Source organism: Deferribacter autotrophicus (genome assembly GCF_008362905.1).
Lineage (GTDB): Bacteria > Chrysiogenota > Deferribacteres > Deferribacterales > Deferribacteraceae > Deferribacter > Deferribacter autotrophicus.
Genome location: NZ_VFJB01000009.1, coordinates 196,085 through 210,641 on the forward strand (window position 1 = coordinate 196,085; position 14,557 = coordinate 210,641).

At 31.6% G+C, this 14,557-nt stretch carries 16 protein-coding genes; 13 read left to right on the forward strand and 3 right to left on the reverse strand.

What is annotated here, in order from left to right; genetic code table 11:
- Nucleotides 1-34: 34 nt before the first annotated feature.
- The 13 genes from FHQ18_RS11385 (at nucleotide 35) to FHQ18_RS12995 (ending at nucleotide 12,481) form a co-directional block, all read left to right on the forward strand.
- Nucleotides 35-1,195, forward strand: a complete 1,161-nt coding sequence (locus FHQ18_RS11385; RefSeq protein WP_149267301.1) for an ABC transporter permease — start codon at nucleotides 35-37, stop codon at nucleotides 1,193-1,195.
- Nucleotides 1,196-1,282: 87 nt separating this feature from the next.
- Nucleotides 1,283-2,119 carry a DsbA family protein gene (locus FHQ18_RS11390; RefSeq protein ID WP_149267302.1) on the forward strand — a complete coding sequence of 279 codons (837 nt, stop codon included), beginning with the start codon at nucleotides 1,283-1,285 and terminating at the stop codon, nucleotides 2,117-2,119.
- Nucleotides 2,120-2,326: 207 nt separating this feature from the next.
- On the forward strand, nucleotides 2,327-2,554 hold the full coding sequence (locus FHQ18_RS11395) for a DUF2061 domain-containing protein (RefSeq protein ID WP_149267387.1): 228 nt from the start codon (nucleotides 2,327-2,329) through the stop codon (nucleotides 2,552-2,554).
- A gap of 11 nt (nucleotides 2,555-2,565) precedes the next feature.
- Complete coding sequence (locus tag FHQ18_RS11400) at nucleotides 2,566-3,273, forward strand: phosphoadenylyl-sulfate reductase (protein ID WP_149267303.1); 708 nt, start codon at nucleotides 2,566-2,568, stop codon at nucleotides 3,271-3,273.
- A gap of 43 nt (nucleotides 3,274-3,316) precedes the next feature.
- A complete protein-coding gene (thiS, locus tag FHQ18_RS11405) occupies nucleotides 3,317-3,529 on the forward strand; it encodes a sulfur carrier protein ThiS (RefSeq protein ID WP_149267304.1) in 213 nt (70 codons plus the stop codon).
- Complete coding sequence (locus FHQ18_RS11410; protein WP_149267305.1) at nucleotides 3,526-4,767, forward strand: aminotransferase class V-fold PLP-dependent enzyme; 1,242 nt, start codon at nucleotides 3,526-3,528, stop codon at nucleotides 4,765-4,767. Before thiS ends, FHQ18_RS11410 begins: the two co-directional genes overlap by 4 nt.
- Nucleotides 4,768-5,574, forward strand: a complete 807-nt coding sequence (locus FHQ18_RS11415; protein WP_149267306.1) for a HesA/MoeB/ThiF family protein — start codon at nucleotides 4,768-4,770, stop codon at nucleotides 5,572-5,574. It abuts the gene before it with no gap.
- Between the two features lie 17 nt (nucleotides 5,575-5,591).
- Nucleotides 5,592-5,987, forward strand: coding sequence for a M67 family metallopeptidase (locus tag FHQ18_RS11420; protein WP_149267307.1), 396 nt, complete (start codon nucleotides 5,592-5,594; stop codon nucleotides 5,985-5,987).
- Nucleotides 5,988-8,315, forward strand: a complete 2,328-nt coding sequence (locus FHQ18_RS11425; RefSeq protein WP_149267308.1) for a sulfurtransferase TusA family protein — start codon at nucleotides 5,988-5,990, stop codon at nucleotides 8,313-8,315.
- A gap of 146 nt (nucleotides 8,316-8,461) precedes the next feature.
- Nucleotides 8,462-9,373, forward strand: coding sequence for a sulfate adenylyltransferase subunit CysD (gene cysD, locus FHQ18_RS11430; protein ID WP_246798763.1), 912 nt, complete (start codon nucleotides 8,462-8,464; stop codon nucleotides 9,371-9,373).
- A gap of 102 nt (nucleotides 9,374-9,475) precedes the next feature.
- Complete coding sequence (locus FHQ18_RS11435; RefSeq protein ID WP_149267309.1) at nucleotides 9,476-11,137, forward strand: sulfate adenylyltransferase subunit 1; 1,662 nt, start codon at nucleotides 9,476-9,478, stop codon at nucleotides 11,135-11,137.
- A gap of 667 nt (nucleotides 11,138-11,804) precedes the next feature.
- Complete coding sequence (locus tag FHQ18_RS11440) at nucleotides 11,805-12,362, forward strand: transposase (RefSeq protein ID WP_188020407.1); 558 nt, start codon at nucleotides 11,805-11,807, stop codon at nucleotides 12,360-12,362.
- A gap of 5 nt (nucleotides 12,363-12,367) precedes the next feature.
- On the forward strand, nucleotides 12,368-12,481 hold the full coding sequence (locus FHQ18_RS12995) for a hypothetical protein (RefSeq protein WP_188020408.1): 114 nt from the start codon (nucleotides 12,368-12,370) through the stop codon (nucleotides 12,479-12,481).
- Here FHQ18_RS12995 and FHQ18_RS11450 read toward each other — a convergent pair.
- Genes FHQ18_RS11450 through mnmA form a run of 3 tightly spaced genes read right to left on the reverse strand, consistent with a single transcriptional unit; the run spans nucleotide 12,460 to nucleotide 14,413 of the window.
- A complete protein-coding gene (locus tag FHQ18_RS11450; RefSeq protein ID WP_149267312.1) occupies nucleotides 12,460-12,636 on the reverse strand; it encodes an exonuclease domain-containing protein in 177 nt (58 codons plus the stop codon). The two genes, FHQ18_RS12995 and FHQ18_RS11450, sit on opposite strands and share 22 nt — an antisense overlap.
- A gap of 36 nt (nucleotides 12,637-12,672) precedes the next feature.
- Nucleotides 12,673-13,398 (reverse strand): ATP-dependent sacrificial sulfur transferase LarE, encoded by a 726-nt coding sequence (gene larE, locus FHQ18_RS11455; RefSeq protein ID WP_188020409.1) that lies wholly within the window; start codon nucleotides 13,396-13,398, stop codon nucleotides 12,673-12,675.
- Nucleotides 13,382-14,413: a tRNA 2-thiouridine(34) synthase MnmA gene (gene mnmA / locus FHQ18_RS11460; protein WP_149267314.1), complete on the reverse strand. Its 1,032-nt coding sequence runs from the start codon at nucleotides 14,411-14,413 to the stop codon at nucleotides 13,382-13,384. The genes larE and mnmA overlap by 17 nt, the downstream gene beginning before the upstream one ends.
- Nucleotides 14,414-14,557 lie beyond the last annotated feature (144 nt).

Sequence of the window (14,557 nt, forward strand, 5' to 3'; positions counted from 1 at the left end):
AAAAATACTTTGAAAATTTAGCAAGAGGTGTTTTGTGAGTTTATTTGAAATAATTTTCAAAATGTGGATAAAGCAAAAATCAAGGCTATTTTTTCTAATACTTGCTGTTGTTATCCCCTCTTCTATAATTATCACCCTATATTGGGCAATAAATATTGTAAAAAATGATATCAGTTCCTACATAGAAAAAACAGGAGTAAAAATAGAAGTAAAACCTGTTGGAGATATCACCTTAAATTATAAAGGGTATAGCATTGGTGGAAATAGCGGTAAATTAAAGCTTTTTTCAACAAAAACTATTAATAGGTTAAATAATTCAAAGTATAAGAACTTTTTTTTGAGTGTTATTCCAGAACTAACTTACAACTACATTTACAAAGGTAGCACTATTAAAATATATGGAATCGAATTAAATAAGATAAACAAAATGAATCTATCTGTTAAAGGAAAATTGCCAGACTCTGCAAACGAAATAATAATCGGGCACAAAATAGCAAACATAGAATCACTTAAAATTGGCAATAAAATATTCTTAAAAGGAAAAGAATTTTTTATATCTGGAATCTTAAATACTTATGGAAATGTTTATGACAACTCAATAATAATGGATTTAATGTCAGCAAATACGTTAATTAATAAAAAAAACAGTATAAACAAAATCAAAATAAGATTGCCCTATTCTTTATTTGAAAAAAGGGTACATAAAGAAGTTTTAAATGAGCTGAAGTCTTTACTTGGAAAAGGATATGATGTTTATCTTGTTAAAGATGATAACATTGTAAAGCTCAACAGCATCAAGAATATTGTATTCTTTTTGCATTTATTATCCATTATAATAATTGTTTTCAGTCTATTATCCATATCAAACTTTTTAATGAACTCTGTTAAACGTAGAACCAAGGAAATTGGAATTTTAAGATCTATTGGATACAAATCAAAGCATATAATTTACCTAATTCTTTCAGAAATTTTCTTGATCAGTACTATAGGAGTTTTTATTAGCTTTTTACTTAGTTCTTTTCTGACGTATTTTATTGTTGAATACTTCATTAGCAGTGATTTCCGTTTCGTTTTTGACTTAAAAGATATCGTGATTTTTATATTAGCTATAACCACTGTATGTATCCTTTCAGGATTACTCCCTGCTAAAAAAGCAACTGAAACAGATCCAGCAGAGGCATTAAACTTTATATGATATTTTTTTTTATATTTAATTATCATATTTTCTATTGATATAATGATATAACTGCTTTTGCAGTTAAAAATAAAAAAGGAGGAGATCATGAGGAAAATATTTTATGCACTATTAATTGTCATTAGTATAGTCAGTTTTGCAGCTGCCAACTTAAAGGAAGATATTGCAAGCAATATCAAAAACAATCTAATAAGACAGGGGGCAAAAAATCCAAAAGTAAAAGTTACTATTCTCGAGAAAATTAAAGACACAAACATTTATTTTGTTAAAATAATAGCAACTGGTGATAACATAAAAAGACCAATAAATGCGTTTTTGCTATCTGATGGAAAGTATCTTTATCCAGATGCAATCAACTTGATAAGCGGAGAAAAGATGTTAGAAACATTAAAGAGTAAATACAATATTGTGAAATTTACCAAAAAGGATCTCAAAAACTTTACTCTGATAGAAGGCAACAAAGATGCAAAAAACACTATAGTTATGATAACCGATTTTGAATGTCCATTTTGTAAAAAAGCACACTTTTTAATAAAAGAACTTCTCAAAAATAAATCCAAAAAAAATTATGCTTTTTACATCCTTCACTATCCTTTAAAAAATATGCATAAAAAGGCTGAACTTTTTTCAAAAATTCTTATAGCTGGAGCAAAGTTTGGATTGGATTTCAGGGATGAGCTTTATAACTTTAATAACAAATCACTTTCAGATAAAAAAATACTAGAGATTTTTGCAAACAAAACAAAAGATCCCAAAAAATTTAAAAAAATAGCCCTTTCAAAAGAAACTTCTGAACAGATTAAAAGAAATATTGAAAAAGGAAATTCACTCGGTGTAAAAGGCACACCTGTAATTATAATTAACGGCAAAAGAATAGATGGTTTTAATCAAGAATTAATAAAAAAGTACATAAACGAAATATAATTACAAATTAAATTTTAAAATTAAACAATATAGAGGGGGCTCCCCCTCTATATAACTCAATAATTAGCTTCACATTAATAACCAAATATAGATCAAAGTTTTATCACTATATTGGTGATATATCTATATTATTTACGTATTTTTTCCAAACAAATATCATGATTTTTCTTGACATTTAAAAATTTTTACATATATTTTTTCCACATGATAGTAGAAAAAAAATACAGATCTATAATTAAAACAATTTCATGGAGATTAACTGGAACAATTGACACAATCATTATATCTTTTCTGATTACAGGTAATTTCTCAATGGCTTTTTCTATTGGCTCAATAGAAGTTATTACAAAAATGATATTATATTATTTACACGAAAGAGCATGGAGTAAAATAAACATTGGAAGAAAAGTACTTAAAGAAGATTACCAAATTTAGGAGAACATATTATGCAAGGAATTTATGAAATTATAAAAAAACTAAAGCATGTTCACGATAACGAAATATTAAATTTAATAGTAAATAACTATTCAAGTGTTTCAGCTTTCTCAACAAGTTTAGGTCCTGAAGATCAAGTAATAACACATATGTTATCGCAATTGGATAAGGATAGAAATATTCATGTTTTTACCCTGGACACCGGAAGATTGTTTGAGGAGACATATAGGTTATTAGATGAAACACAAAAAGCATTGAATATAGCTATAAAAGTGTACTTTCCTGATTTTAACCTTCTGGAAGATTTGGTTAATAACCACGGGATAAATCTTTTTTATGAGAGCGAAGAGCTTAGAAAAAAGTGTTGTTATGTCAGAAAAATTGAGCCGCTGAAGAGAGCTTTTAAAGACAAATTGATATGGATTACTGGACTTAGAAAAGAACAGTCGACTTATAGGAAACAAATGGAGTTAATAGAATATGATGAAAATTTTAAAATTATCAAAGTAAATCCTCTTATCAACTGGGATAGAAAACAGATTTGGGATTACATAGTTTCGAATAATGTTCCTTTTAATGAACTGCATAAAAAAGGTTTTCTGAGTATAGGTTGTGCACCATGTACAAGATCTGTACATCCAGGTGAAGATGAAAGAGCTGGAAGATGGTGGTGGGAATTAGAGTCCAAAAAAGAGTGTGGACTACATTTTAAGGAATAATTTTTAGATTTTAAAATTTTAAACATCAAAATTGGAGGTAATTATGAAATTAAAAGTGAATGGTGAAGAAGTAATTGTTAAAGAGGAAAAACTAACGGTTGCAGAATTATTGAAAATAAAGAAAGTGGAAGATCCTGATACAGTTGTAGTTCAACTTAATGGCGAATTCTTAGATAAAAGCAAATATAATAATACCTTACTTAAAGAAAAAGATGAAGTTGATTTCCTGTATTTTGTCGGTGGGGGGTTGATTTGAAAGGGGTTACAACCAAAATTCTTCACACAAAATTACCAAAAAATGACCCACATGGTTCTATCCATATGCCTATATATGGTAATGTATCTTTTGAATTTGAAACCTCTAAGGAATTAGCAGATGCATTTAATGGAAGGATAAACAAACACATTTATTCGCGTATATCCAATCCGACTGTAAGCTATTTCGAAAAAAGGATTAAAAGTATTACTGATGGGTTAGGTGTTTTAGCATTATCTTCAGGTATGGGAGCAATAGCAAATGTTATTTTAACACTTGTTGGAGCTGGTGATAATATAGTTTGTACAAAATACGTATTTGGCAATACATATTCATTGCTCAAATACACATTAAGCAAATACAATATTGAAACCAGATTTGTTGATCCACAAAATTATAAAGAAATTGAAGAGGCAATTGATGCTAAAACCAGATTGATTTTCTTAGAATCTATAACAAATCCACAACTTTATGTAACTGATTTCGAACGAGTTGCGAAGATAGCTAAAAATTATAAAGTATTGTTAGTTGCTGATACAACTGCAACTCCACCTCCAATTTTTAGAGCAAAAGATTTTGGTATAGATATAGAAGTTATTTCTTCTACAAAATTTATATCTGGTGGGGCTACATCTGTTGGCGGTTTAATAATCGACTATGGCTCATATAAGTGGAGTAATAATCCTTACTTATATGATGACTACAAAAAATTTGGCCCATATGCTTTTATATCAAAATTAAGAAATGAAGTGTTTAGAAATATCGGTGCTTGTTTATCACCTTATAATGCTTATCTGCAAAGTTTAGGATTAGAAACAATTCAGCTTAGAGTTGAAAAAGCATGTAAAAATGCATTGGTTGTTGCAGAGTATTTGAATGGTATATCTAAAGTTAAAAATGTTAGATATCCAAGATTGAAAAACTATCCTGATTACACTCTAGCTAAAAAGTTTTTTCCAGATTATCAAGGTGCAATTCTGACCTTTGAATTATCGTCAGAAAAAGAATGTTTTGAGTTCATGGACAATTTGAAGATTATTAAAAAATCTACAAATATTCACGATAACAGGACGTTAATAATACATCCTGCATCAACAATATTCTGTGAATACCCGAAAAAGGAAAGAGAGCGTCTTGGTGTAACTGATTCAATGATTAGGCTTTCTGTGGGGATAGAAGATGTAGAGGATATATTAGAAGATTTAGATAATGCTTTAAAGGGTATTGGAGGTGATTAAATGTTTAGTGAAAAAGATATAGAAAGATACAGTAGACATATAATTTTACAGGAAATTGGCGTAGAAGGCCAAATGAAGATATGTAATGCAAAAGTTTTAATAATTGGTGCAGGTGGTTTAGGCTCACCCGTAGCACTCTATTTAGCTGCTGCAGGGGTAGGGACAATAGGAATAGCAGATATGGATAATGTTGATTTGTCCAACCTGCAAAGACAGGTAATCCATTTTACCGATGATATTGGTAAACCAAAAGTCCAATCGGCAGCTGAAAAAATTAAAAAGCTAAATCCAAATGTCAAAGTTGAGACTTATAATGAAAAAATTACCTCTGAAAATATACTTGATTTGGTTTCGAAATATGACTTTGTGGTTGATGGGACAGATAACTTTGCTTCAAAGTTTTTGATAAATGATGCGTGTGTATTTGCGAAAAAGCCATTTTCTCATGGAGGCATTTTAAGATTTATCGGTCAATCTATGACGATCATTCCTGGAGAGACTGCATGCTATAGATGCGTATTTAAATCTCCACCACCTCCTGGATCGGTACCAACATGTGCTTCAGCTGGAATTTTGGGCGCCATAGCTGGTATGTTGGGGACAATCCAGGCGGCTGAGGTGCTGAAATACATTACAGGAGTTGGTTACTTGTTGACAAATAGGATTTTATATTTTGATGCAAAACTAATGGAATTTAGAAATATTGAAGTTAAAAAGAATGATAAATGCCCAATATGCGGAACAAATCCTGTAATACGCGAATTAAAGGATGAAGAAGAAATTGTTTGTGAGCTAAAAGTAAATTAGAAAAAAAAGGTAAATCTATGCTAAAAATAAAAAAAGAGATAGTGGAAGAGTTATTTGAATATGCTATAAGCGGACTGCCAAATGAAGTTTGTGGATATCTTGCTGGGAAAGGTGATGTAATTACAAATTATTATAAAATAAAAAATGAAGATCAAAGCCCAGAGCATTTTACTTTTAATGTTCAAGAGCAGTTTAACGCATTTAAGGATGCAAGAAACAGAGGGTTAGATATAATAGCCGTATATCACTCGCATCCAAGTACTCCTGCAAGGCCTTCAGAAGAAGATATCAGGTTGGCACATGATCCGAATGTTTACTACTTTATTATTTCTTTAATGAATGGGCAGCGAGATTTGAAGTGTTTTGAGATAAAGGATGGAAAAGTAAAAAAAATAGAATATGAGGTGATATAAATGTTGACATATACTTTACCGTATACAATTTATGAAGATTTGGCAAAATATGAAAAAGCAGTAGATGATTTCCTGAAAGGGAGAATTGAGCCAGAAAAATTTAAAGGAATACGTGTTCCTTTTGGTATATATGAGCAGAGAAAATCTGGAACATACATGGTAAGAATTAGATTATCAGGAGGGATCATTACTCCAAAACAGCTATATGTAATTGCAGAACTTGCAGACAAATATGGTTCTGAAAAGTTACATGTTACTACAAGACAAGATATTCAGATTCATGATGTTGTAATAGAAAATACAGTTTATATTTCTAAGGGACTTATTGAATGTGGATTATCTTCAAAAGGTGGTGGTGGTAATACAGTTAGAAATATTGTGATGAGTGTTGATGCAGGAATTAACCCTTTGGAACCTTATGATATTACTCCAGTTGTTGTGGGTCTTACTAATGATTTGTTAAAAGAGGATGATTCATTTAATTTGCCGAGGAAGTTTAAAATAACTTTTTCCAATACTTATGAAGATTCTGCTTGTGCTACAATTTCTGATGTTGGGTTTATTGCCAGAATAAAAGAAGGTAAAAAAGGGTTTAAAGTTTATGTAGGTGGCGGACTTGGCAGAAAATCAAGGATAGCTGAACTTTTATATGATTTTATTACGATAAATGAGGTTTATCAGGTAGTAAATGGTGTGAAGTTACTTTTTTATAAATACGGAAATAGGAAGAATAGACATTCTGCTCGTTTGAGATTTTTATATAACAAACTTGGAAGAGAAGAATTTATAAAACTATTTGAAAGAGAAAAAGAAAAGTTTGAATTAAAGGATTATGAAGCATTATATAAGGAAGAAAGAAACTTTTTAAATGATATTATTAATTTAAAACCTGAAGAACCTATAGATGAAGGGTTTGGTGAATGGAAACGTAATTATGTAAAAGAGCAAAAGCAAAAAGGATTTTATACAATAGAAATACCTTTAAAAAATGGTGATATAAGTACAGAAGATGCTAAAAAGCTGGCCAAATTTTTAGAAAATTTTGGTGAAGATGTTATAAGGTTTTCAATAAATCAGAATATTCATTTGCGCAATATAAAAGGTGAATATTTACCCAATGTTTATAATATTATCAAACAGCTTGATACAAATTCTGATAATCCACGTATAATTTCTGATATTATTGCATGTAAAGGTGCAGATACATGTCAGCTTGGCATTTGTAAGCCGAGAGGTGCAGTTTCCAAAATTTATGAATTAATTTCAGAGAATATAGAATTGTTTTCTGCTTTAGGTAGAATTCAGATAAATATTTCTGGTTGTCCAAATTCTTGTGGTAAACACCTGATAGGTAACCTCGGATTTTTTGGTAAAGCAAAGCGTAACGATGGATATTTATATCCTGCGTATAATGTGCTTGTTGGTGGCAAAGTTGAAGATGGTGGTACTAAATTTGGCGAGAAAATTGGAGAAATTAGCGCTAAAAAAATGCCTTACTTTGTTATTGAAGTTTTAAAAGATTTTGCAGAATCAGGGTTAGCAAGTTTTCAAGACTATTTAAATAAGTTTGGTGAAAGCCGAATTAGAGAAATTTTGAAAGATTTTGAATATGTTCCTTCATTTGAAGAAGATAACTCTTTTTATTATGATTGGAATTCTGATGAATTGTTCAATGTGAATGATATTGGACCGGGTGAATGTTCTGCAAGTATGTTTGATTTAGTAGAGTTGTATTTAGAACAGCTTGTAAAATATAAAAAGAAAGTAAAAGAAATTAATGGTAAAGACAAGTTAGATTTATTGAATGAAATGATTTTTAAGTCAGTTAAAATGTTACTACTGCTTAAAGGATATGATGCAGAATCTAATGAACAATTGATAAAGCTCTTTGATGAGCATTATTTTAAAACAGGGCTTGTCAGCACAAAATATGAAAATATTGTAAGACTGCTTATTGATAATCAGTCTTTAACAACAGAGCGTGAAGATGAGATTTTGGAGTTTGTTGATACAGTGAAACGTTTTTATGACGAGCTTGATGAAAGTTTAAATATTGTTACTGGAATTGATGAACCAAAAGAGAAGGATAAGGTGTCAGAACCTGAAATTAAGGTGTTTAAGGATTATCGAGGTGTATCATGTCCGTTGAATTTTGTGCGTATAAAAGTGGATTTAGCTGGAATGAAAAGCGGTGATTTACTTGAGGTATATCTGGATGATGGTGATCCAATAGACAATGTTCCAAGATCCGTTGCTATGGAAGGACATGAGATTATAGAACAAAAGAGAATTGATAATTACTGGTCTGTCGTTATTAGGAAAAAGTAATTTAGTTAGATAGTGTGAGTGTGAAAGTAAAGGTGTAAGTGGTATGGTAGTGGTTAGTGGTGTGGTGATGAATGCAAACACCTTCACTTTCACTTACACCTACATGAACCATGAACGTTGAACATTGAACTTTATGTGAGGTTGTTATGATTACAGAAGAGAAGTTAACGCATTTAAAATTATTAGAATATGAAAGTATTCATATCATCCGTGAAGCGGTTGCAGAGGCAGAAAACCCTGTAATGCTCTATTCTATAGGAAAAGATTCGTCAGTAATGTTACATCTGGCTATGAAGGCTTTTTATCCTGCAAAGCCACCTTTTCCATTGATGCATGTGGATACAACTTGGAAATTTAGAGATATGATAGATTTTAGAGATAAGAGAGCAAAAGAGTTGGGATTAGAATTAATAGTGTATGTTAATGAGGAGGGGGTTCAAAGGGGGATTAACCCGTTTATACATGGTAGTAAGGTTCATACTGATATTATGAAAACAGAGGCTTTGAAAAAGGCTTTAAATAAGTATAAATTTGATGTGATTTTTGGTGGTGCAAGAAGGGATGAAGAAAAATCAAGAGCTAAAGAAAGGATATTTTCTTTTAGAGATAAAAATCACAGATGGGATCCTAAAAATCAGAGACCAGAACTCTGGAATGTATATAATTTGAAGAAAAATAAAGGGGAAAGCATACGGGTATTTCCATTGTCAAACTGGACAGAGCTTGATGTGTGGCTTTATATTTATCTTGAAAATATTCCTGTAGTGCCGCTTTATTTTGCAAAAGAGAGACCTGTGGTGGAGTATGAAGGTGCGCTGATTCTGGTAGATGATGATAGGATGCCAGAAGAATTAAGAAAGAAAGCACAAATGAAATGGGTGAGATTCAGGACATTGGGGTGTTATCCACTTACTGGGGCAGTAGAATCAAGAGCTACTACTTTGCCTGAAATTATACAAGAGATGCTCCTCACAAAATACTCAGAGCGTCAGGGAAGATTGATAGATTTTGACCAGGTGGGGAGTATGGAAAGGAAAAAGATCGAAGGGTATTTTTGAGTATTAAGTGCTAAGCGCTAAGTACTAAGCACTAAGATTTAAAATTTAATTCTTTTTTCTTAATGCTTAACGCTTAACACTTAGTACTATTATGGAGGAGTAATGAGTGAAGAAAAGTTGATAAAAGATGACATACTTGAGTATTTGCATCAACACGAACAAAAGGAGCTTTTACGTTTTATCACCTGCGGTAGTGTTGATGATGGAAAGAGTACGCTTATAGGCCGCCTTCTTTATGAGACTAAGATGGTTTTTGAAGACCATCTTATGGCTTTGAAGGCAGAAGCTAAGTATAAAAGGACGGAAGACGAAATAGACTTTTCTCTCTTAGTAGATGGTTTGCAGGCAGAAAGAGAGCAAGGGATAACCATTGATGTAGCCTACAGGTATTTTTCGACAGAAAAGAGGAAATTCATTATTGCAGACACTCCTGGGCATGAACAATATACGAGAAATATGGTAACAGGAGCATCAAACGCAGATGTGGCAGTAATTCTTATTGATGCGCGAAATGGTGTATTAACACAAACTAAGAGACACACGTTTATAGTAACCTTACTTGGTATTAAGCATATAATTGTGGCTATTAACAAAATGGATTTAGTAGGCTACAAGCAGGAAGTCTACGAGAAGATAAAGAGAGATTATATTGAGATGATGAGGGGGATTGGGGAGACGATAGGGGAGATTGTTCAAAGTTCAAAGTTCAAGGTTCAAGGTTCTGATAACGTTGAACGTAGAACATTGAACGTTGAACTTACTTTTGTCCCCATTTCCGCTCTCAAAGGTGACAATGTTGTTAAAAAAAGTGAGAACATGTCCTGGTACAATGGCAAAACCTTACTTGAATACCTAGATACAGTAGAAGTTCAAAGTTCAAAGTTCAAAGTTCAAAGTGATAAAGGAGTTCAAGGTTCTGATAACGTTAAACGTAGAACATTGAACATTGAACAATTTAGATTTCCAGTTCAGTATGTCAATCGTCCGAATTTGGATTACAGGGGATATTGCGGCACAATAGTTTCTGGTAGTATCAAGGTGGATGATGAGATCACGGTTTTACCATCTAGAGTAAAAACAAAAGTTAAAGCAATAGTACCACCAGCATATAAAGAAGTTCAAGGTTCAAGGTTCAACGTTCAAAGTGATAGAGAGGTTCAAAGTTCAAAGTTCAACGTTCAAGGTTCTGATAACGTAGAACATAGAACGTTGAACGTTGAACATACGAGCATAGCTCGTTCTCCGATGGCTGTTACATTACTCACAGAAGATGAAGTTGATATAAGTCGAGGAGATTTGATTGTAAAATCTAATGAGTTGCCTGAGATGAGTGATACTATTGATGTGTTTATTGTGTGGATGGGTGAAGAGCCTTTGGTGGTAGATAAGACTTATGATGTGAAGAGAGCTACTTCTTATGTATCAGGATATGTTGATGAGATATATTTTAAAATAAATGTTAATACATTAGAAAAGGAAAAAGACAATAAACTCCAGATGAATGAAATAGCTTATTGTAGGGTAGTGTTAAATACGGAAATTCCATTTGATAATTACTGGGAAAACAGACATACAGGTGGTATTATATTTATCGATAGAATTACAAATAATACTGTCGGCGCAGGCATGATTATCAAAGCTGCCTCCTATAAACAAAATACTTTATATAGTGAACCGAATAGAAAAAAATATACTGAATTCGAAATTGAACTAAACAAATTAATAAGAAAATATTTCCCTGAATGGAATTGTAAAAAGATATAATGATAAAAAATAAGACAGCAAATTTTATGTGAAATTTCTATTCCATTTTAATCTACTACTTTTTCATTTACTGCTTAAATCTTAAAAAACACCTCAAATATTTTATTCTTTTAAAACTTTGTAGTAGGATATAAAAATACCTATTAGTTAAAAGTTAATAAAAAAAAGTAATAGATAACAGGAAGATAGAGATTTTATCAAAAACTAATTGTAGTATGATTAGTAAAAAATTATATTTTATTGTATTGTTAAAAAAGTTAAGGTATAATTATATAAAAAATAGATCTATTTCAAATAGTGTGGGTAATGTGTATAGATATAATCAATAGATAAAGGAAATTATTCTAAAATTTCAGTGAGAAATCACTTGAAAGATGGACAGGTTAACCTTAAATTTTTTGAAAAAAAACAACAACAAAAAACACAAAAGGAGGTTAACCATGTCCCTCAATGAAAAAATTATATCAACCTTTTTTAAAATTCAAGTGTATAAATAGTAGATTTAGAGGAAGAGAATAACTCAATCGTATTATATTTAGAGCGTGTATCACCATCAATATGCAGAGAGTGCGGAAAAGTTCACAGCTGATATGATTCCAGAAAGCGAAAATTTTTTATTGGCAGCGTGAATGGTATGGGGGTATATGCTATAACTCGAATATATCGTTTGAGATGCCCAGTAACTAATAAAGTTCATACAGAGGTACATGGTATATGTTCTCCACGTCAATCATATTCGAAATTTGGAGGGGAATTAATAACAAGATATACAAAATATATTGATAATAAAACGGCTTCTAGATTACTAGGAATACCTACGTCGATTTTATACAGGATAGATTACAACGAATTGAAAAAGAAGTTTTCTTTTTACAAGACTGAGCGATTGAGTATAGGTGAGATATCATTTAAGCGAGGTCACAGATATGCGACTATATTGTTTGATTATGATCGCAATAAGGTGTTACGGGTTGAACGAGGCAGGAAAATTGATAATGCTAAGACCGCCTTGGAGCAAATAAACGATTGTAATTTAAAGGTAGTCACAGTGGATTTTTGGTTATCTTATGAAAAAGCAGTTAAGGAATTATTTCCCAGGGCAGATATAGTATATGATTATTTTCATCTGAGTAGGATATTAAATTGTAAGATAGAGGAGGAGCGGCGTGATATTTGCCTGTATCACTGTCCGAATGTCAGCGATACAGGCAACTTGAGGGTGTAAATAATGTGATTAAGACGTTAATCAAGCGAGCGTATGGTTATAGAAATTTTCAATACTTGAGGTTTAAGATATTACAAGTTTGTGGTGATTTGATGTGTTACCCACACGAAATGAAATAGAACCTAAAATCTGGGTGGAGTTTTACTGCACCGATTTCTAATATTTTATCCCCATTTTCTGGATGAATACCAGTAGTTTCTATGTCAAAAACTACAAAAGTTAACATGTTTAAGGGGGTGTCAAGAATTTCTTTTACTTCTGAGCTATAGTTCATGTTGGTAATTTTAGTTAATTGTGTCAAATTGTCAATTTAAGATTGGATAGTGATAATTGGTACATCAAAATATTTGTTTATTTTCTCACGAATTATTTCTTTATCGTTCTTTGTCAATGAGATTTTGTTTTTGAATTCAACTTTAATTTTATTTTTAAGAACTCTGATTCTTATTGTAGGATATCTGTATCTGAGGCTGTTTTCTGTAAGCTCTATTTTTCTCAATAGATCTAAAGTAATTTCTTGTTCCATTATTCTTGTTGCAGCACAAGATTCCACCGTGAAATGGACTCCTATTTTTTGAAGAAACGAGGTTTCTTCAGCCGCAAACTTTTTGCCGAAATTATTTTCAAGTAGTGGAGATCTGACACTGTATTCGTGTAATGCCTTCATCCCAGGACGGTAATCCTTTAAATCATCTGTATTTGTTCCGTCAAAAATTATATCAAGGCCGTATTTATCTTTTATCACTGTCAGTGTTTTTAAAACTTCTTTTTTACAGTAGTAACATTTGTCTTTAGGGTTTTTTAAAAACTCATGTGATTGATTTGTATAAAAAGGGATCCAAGGTACTTTAAAATAATCAGCTATTCTTCTTGCATTTTCAATTTCATAGAGAAACACATTGAAATTAACACAGGTTGCGGCAAACACATTTTCTTTACCAAGAAATTCCACAGCAAGTTTTAGGACAGCGGCGCTATCTCTTCCACCGCTTAATGCAACTAAGCAGGAAGTGAAATTTTCAAAATACTTCTGCAATGAATCCTCCTCCAACTACCCTATCATCAATGTAAATAGTTGCTATTTGGCCTGGTGTCGGTGCAAATTGTGGTTCGTCAAACAACAAGAAAGCTTTGCCATCTGGCTGAACTTCAACCTGACAGGGAGCGGAATTCATTCTGTATCTGATTTTTGCTTTTGCTCTAAATAAGCGTTTGTTTTGATCAAGAAAATTGCAGTTTTCTAATTTAACACCTCTATAAAAAACCTCTTCTTTTTTCCCAAGATAGATATTACCAGAATCAGCATCTATTTTTTTGACATATAGGGATTCGTGATAGTTTAATTTTAACCCCCTTCTTTGACCGACAGTGTAGAACTCTATTCCGTCATGTTCTTTAATCTTTTTACCATTTAGAAGAAAATAGCCTTTTTTGAAACTATTTGCTTTTATTTTTTCCTTAAGAAAAGTCCTGTAATCTTTGCCCATCAAGAAGCAAACTTCTTGACTATCCTTTTTCTCTGCCACTGACAGTCCAATATTTTTGGCAAGTTTTCTAACCTCCTCTTTTGTAGTTTCACCGTGTGGAAAATATAACAGACTTACCTGAAACTCATCGAGAAGGCTGAGATAATATGACTGGTCTTTTTTAGGATCAAAGGCTTTAGCTATGTACTTTTTACCATTGAATTCTACGACTCTTGCATAGTGCCCTGTAACAATCATTTCTGCATCATGCTTTTGCATTTCGTTAAAGAGAAAAGAAAATTTGGCGTTTTTGTTGCAAAAAGAACATGGGTTTGGTGTTTTACCTTTTCTGTATGTGTTTATGAAATATGAGATGACATCTTTAAAATACTCTGAATAGTCAGCCATTTCCCATTTTATCTGAAGAAAATCTGCAACACGTTTAGCATCTGTAAGTAGTTTTTCCTGACCGTCAAACAGCTTCAAAGTTATACCTATTACTTCATAACCTTTTTCTTTCATTAAGTATGCTGCAACAGAGCTATCTACCCCACCACTCATGGCAACTATTACTTTCTTTTTCATTATAACCTCACTTGTGTTTATAGTTTTTAAGCAAAATTTTGCAAAAAACTGTATGTAAAAATATTGATTTTATACAATTTTCTCATATGATTTTTAAAATTTTTGTTTAAAAGCTTAAAAAATTTTACAACAACCTATAAAAAT

Coding starts and splice junctions, on each gene's coding strand:
- FHQ18_RS11390 (WP_149267302.1), top strand. CDS start 1,283: ATGAGGAAAATATTTTATGCACTATTAATTGTCATTAGTATAGTCAGT.
- FHQ18_RS11400 (WP_149267303.1), top strand. CDS start 2,566: ATGCAAGGAATTTATGAAATTATAAAAAAACTAAAGCATGTTCACGAT.
- thiS (WP_149267304.1), top strand. CDS start 3,317: ATGAAATTAAAAGTGAATGGTGAAGAAGTAATTGTTAAAGAGGAAAAA.
- FHQ18_RS11415 (WP_149267306.1), top strand. CDS start 4,768: ATGTTTAGTGAAAAAGATATAGAAAGATACAGTAGACATATAATTTTA.
- FHQ18_RS11420 (WP_149267307.1), top strand. CDS start 5,592: ATGCTAAAAATAAAAAAAGAGATAGTGGAAGAGTTATTTGAATATGCT.
- FHQ18_RS11425 (WP_149267308.1), top strand. CDS start 5,988: ATGTTGACATATACTTTACCGTATACAATTTATGAAGATTTGGCAAAA.
- cysD (WP_246798763.1), top strand. CDS start 8,462: ATGATTACAGAAGAGAAGTTAACGCATTTAAAATTATTAGAATATGAA.
- FHQ18_RS11435 (WP_149267309.1), top strand. CDS start 9,476: ATGAGTGAAGAAAAGTTGATAAAAGATGACATACTTGAGTATTTGCAT.
- FHQ18_RS11450 (WP_149267312.1), bottom strand. CDS start 12,636: ATGAACTATAGCTCAGAAGTAAAAGAAATTCTTGACACCCCCTTAAAC.
- mnmA (WP_149267314.1), bottom strand. CDS start 14,413: ATGAAAAAGAAAGTAATAGTTGCCATGAGTGGTGGGGTAGATAGCTCT.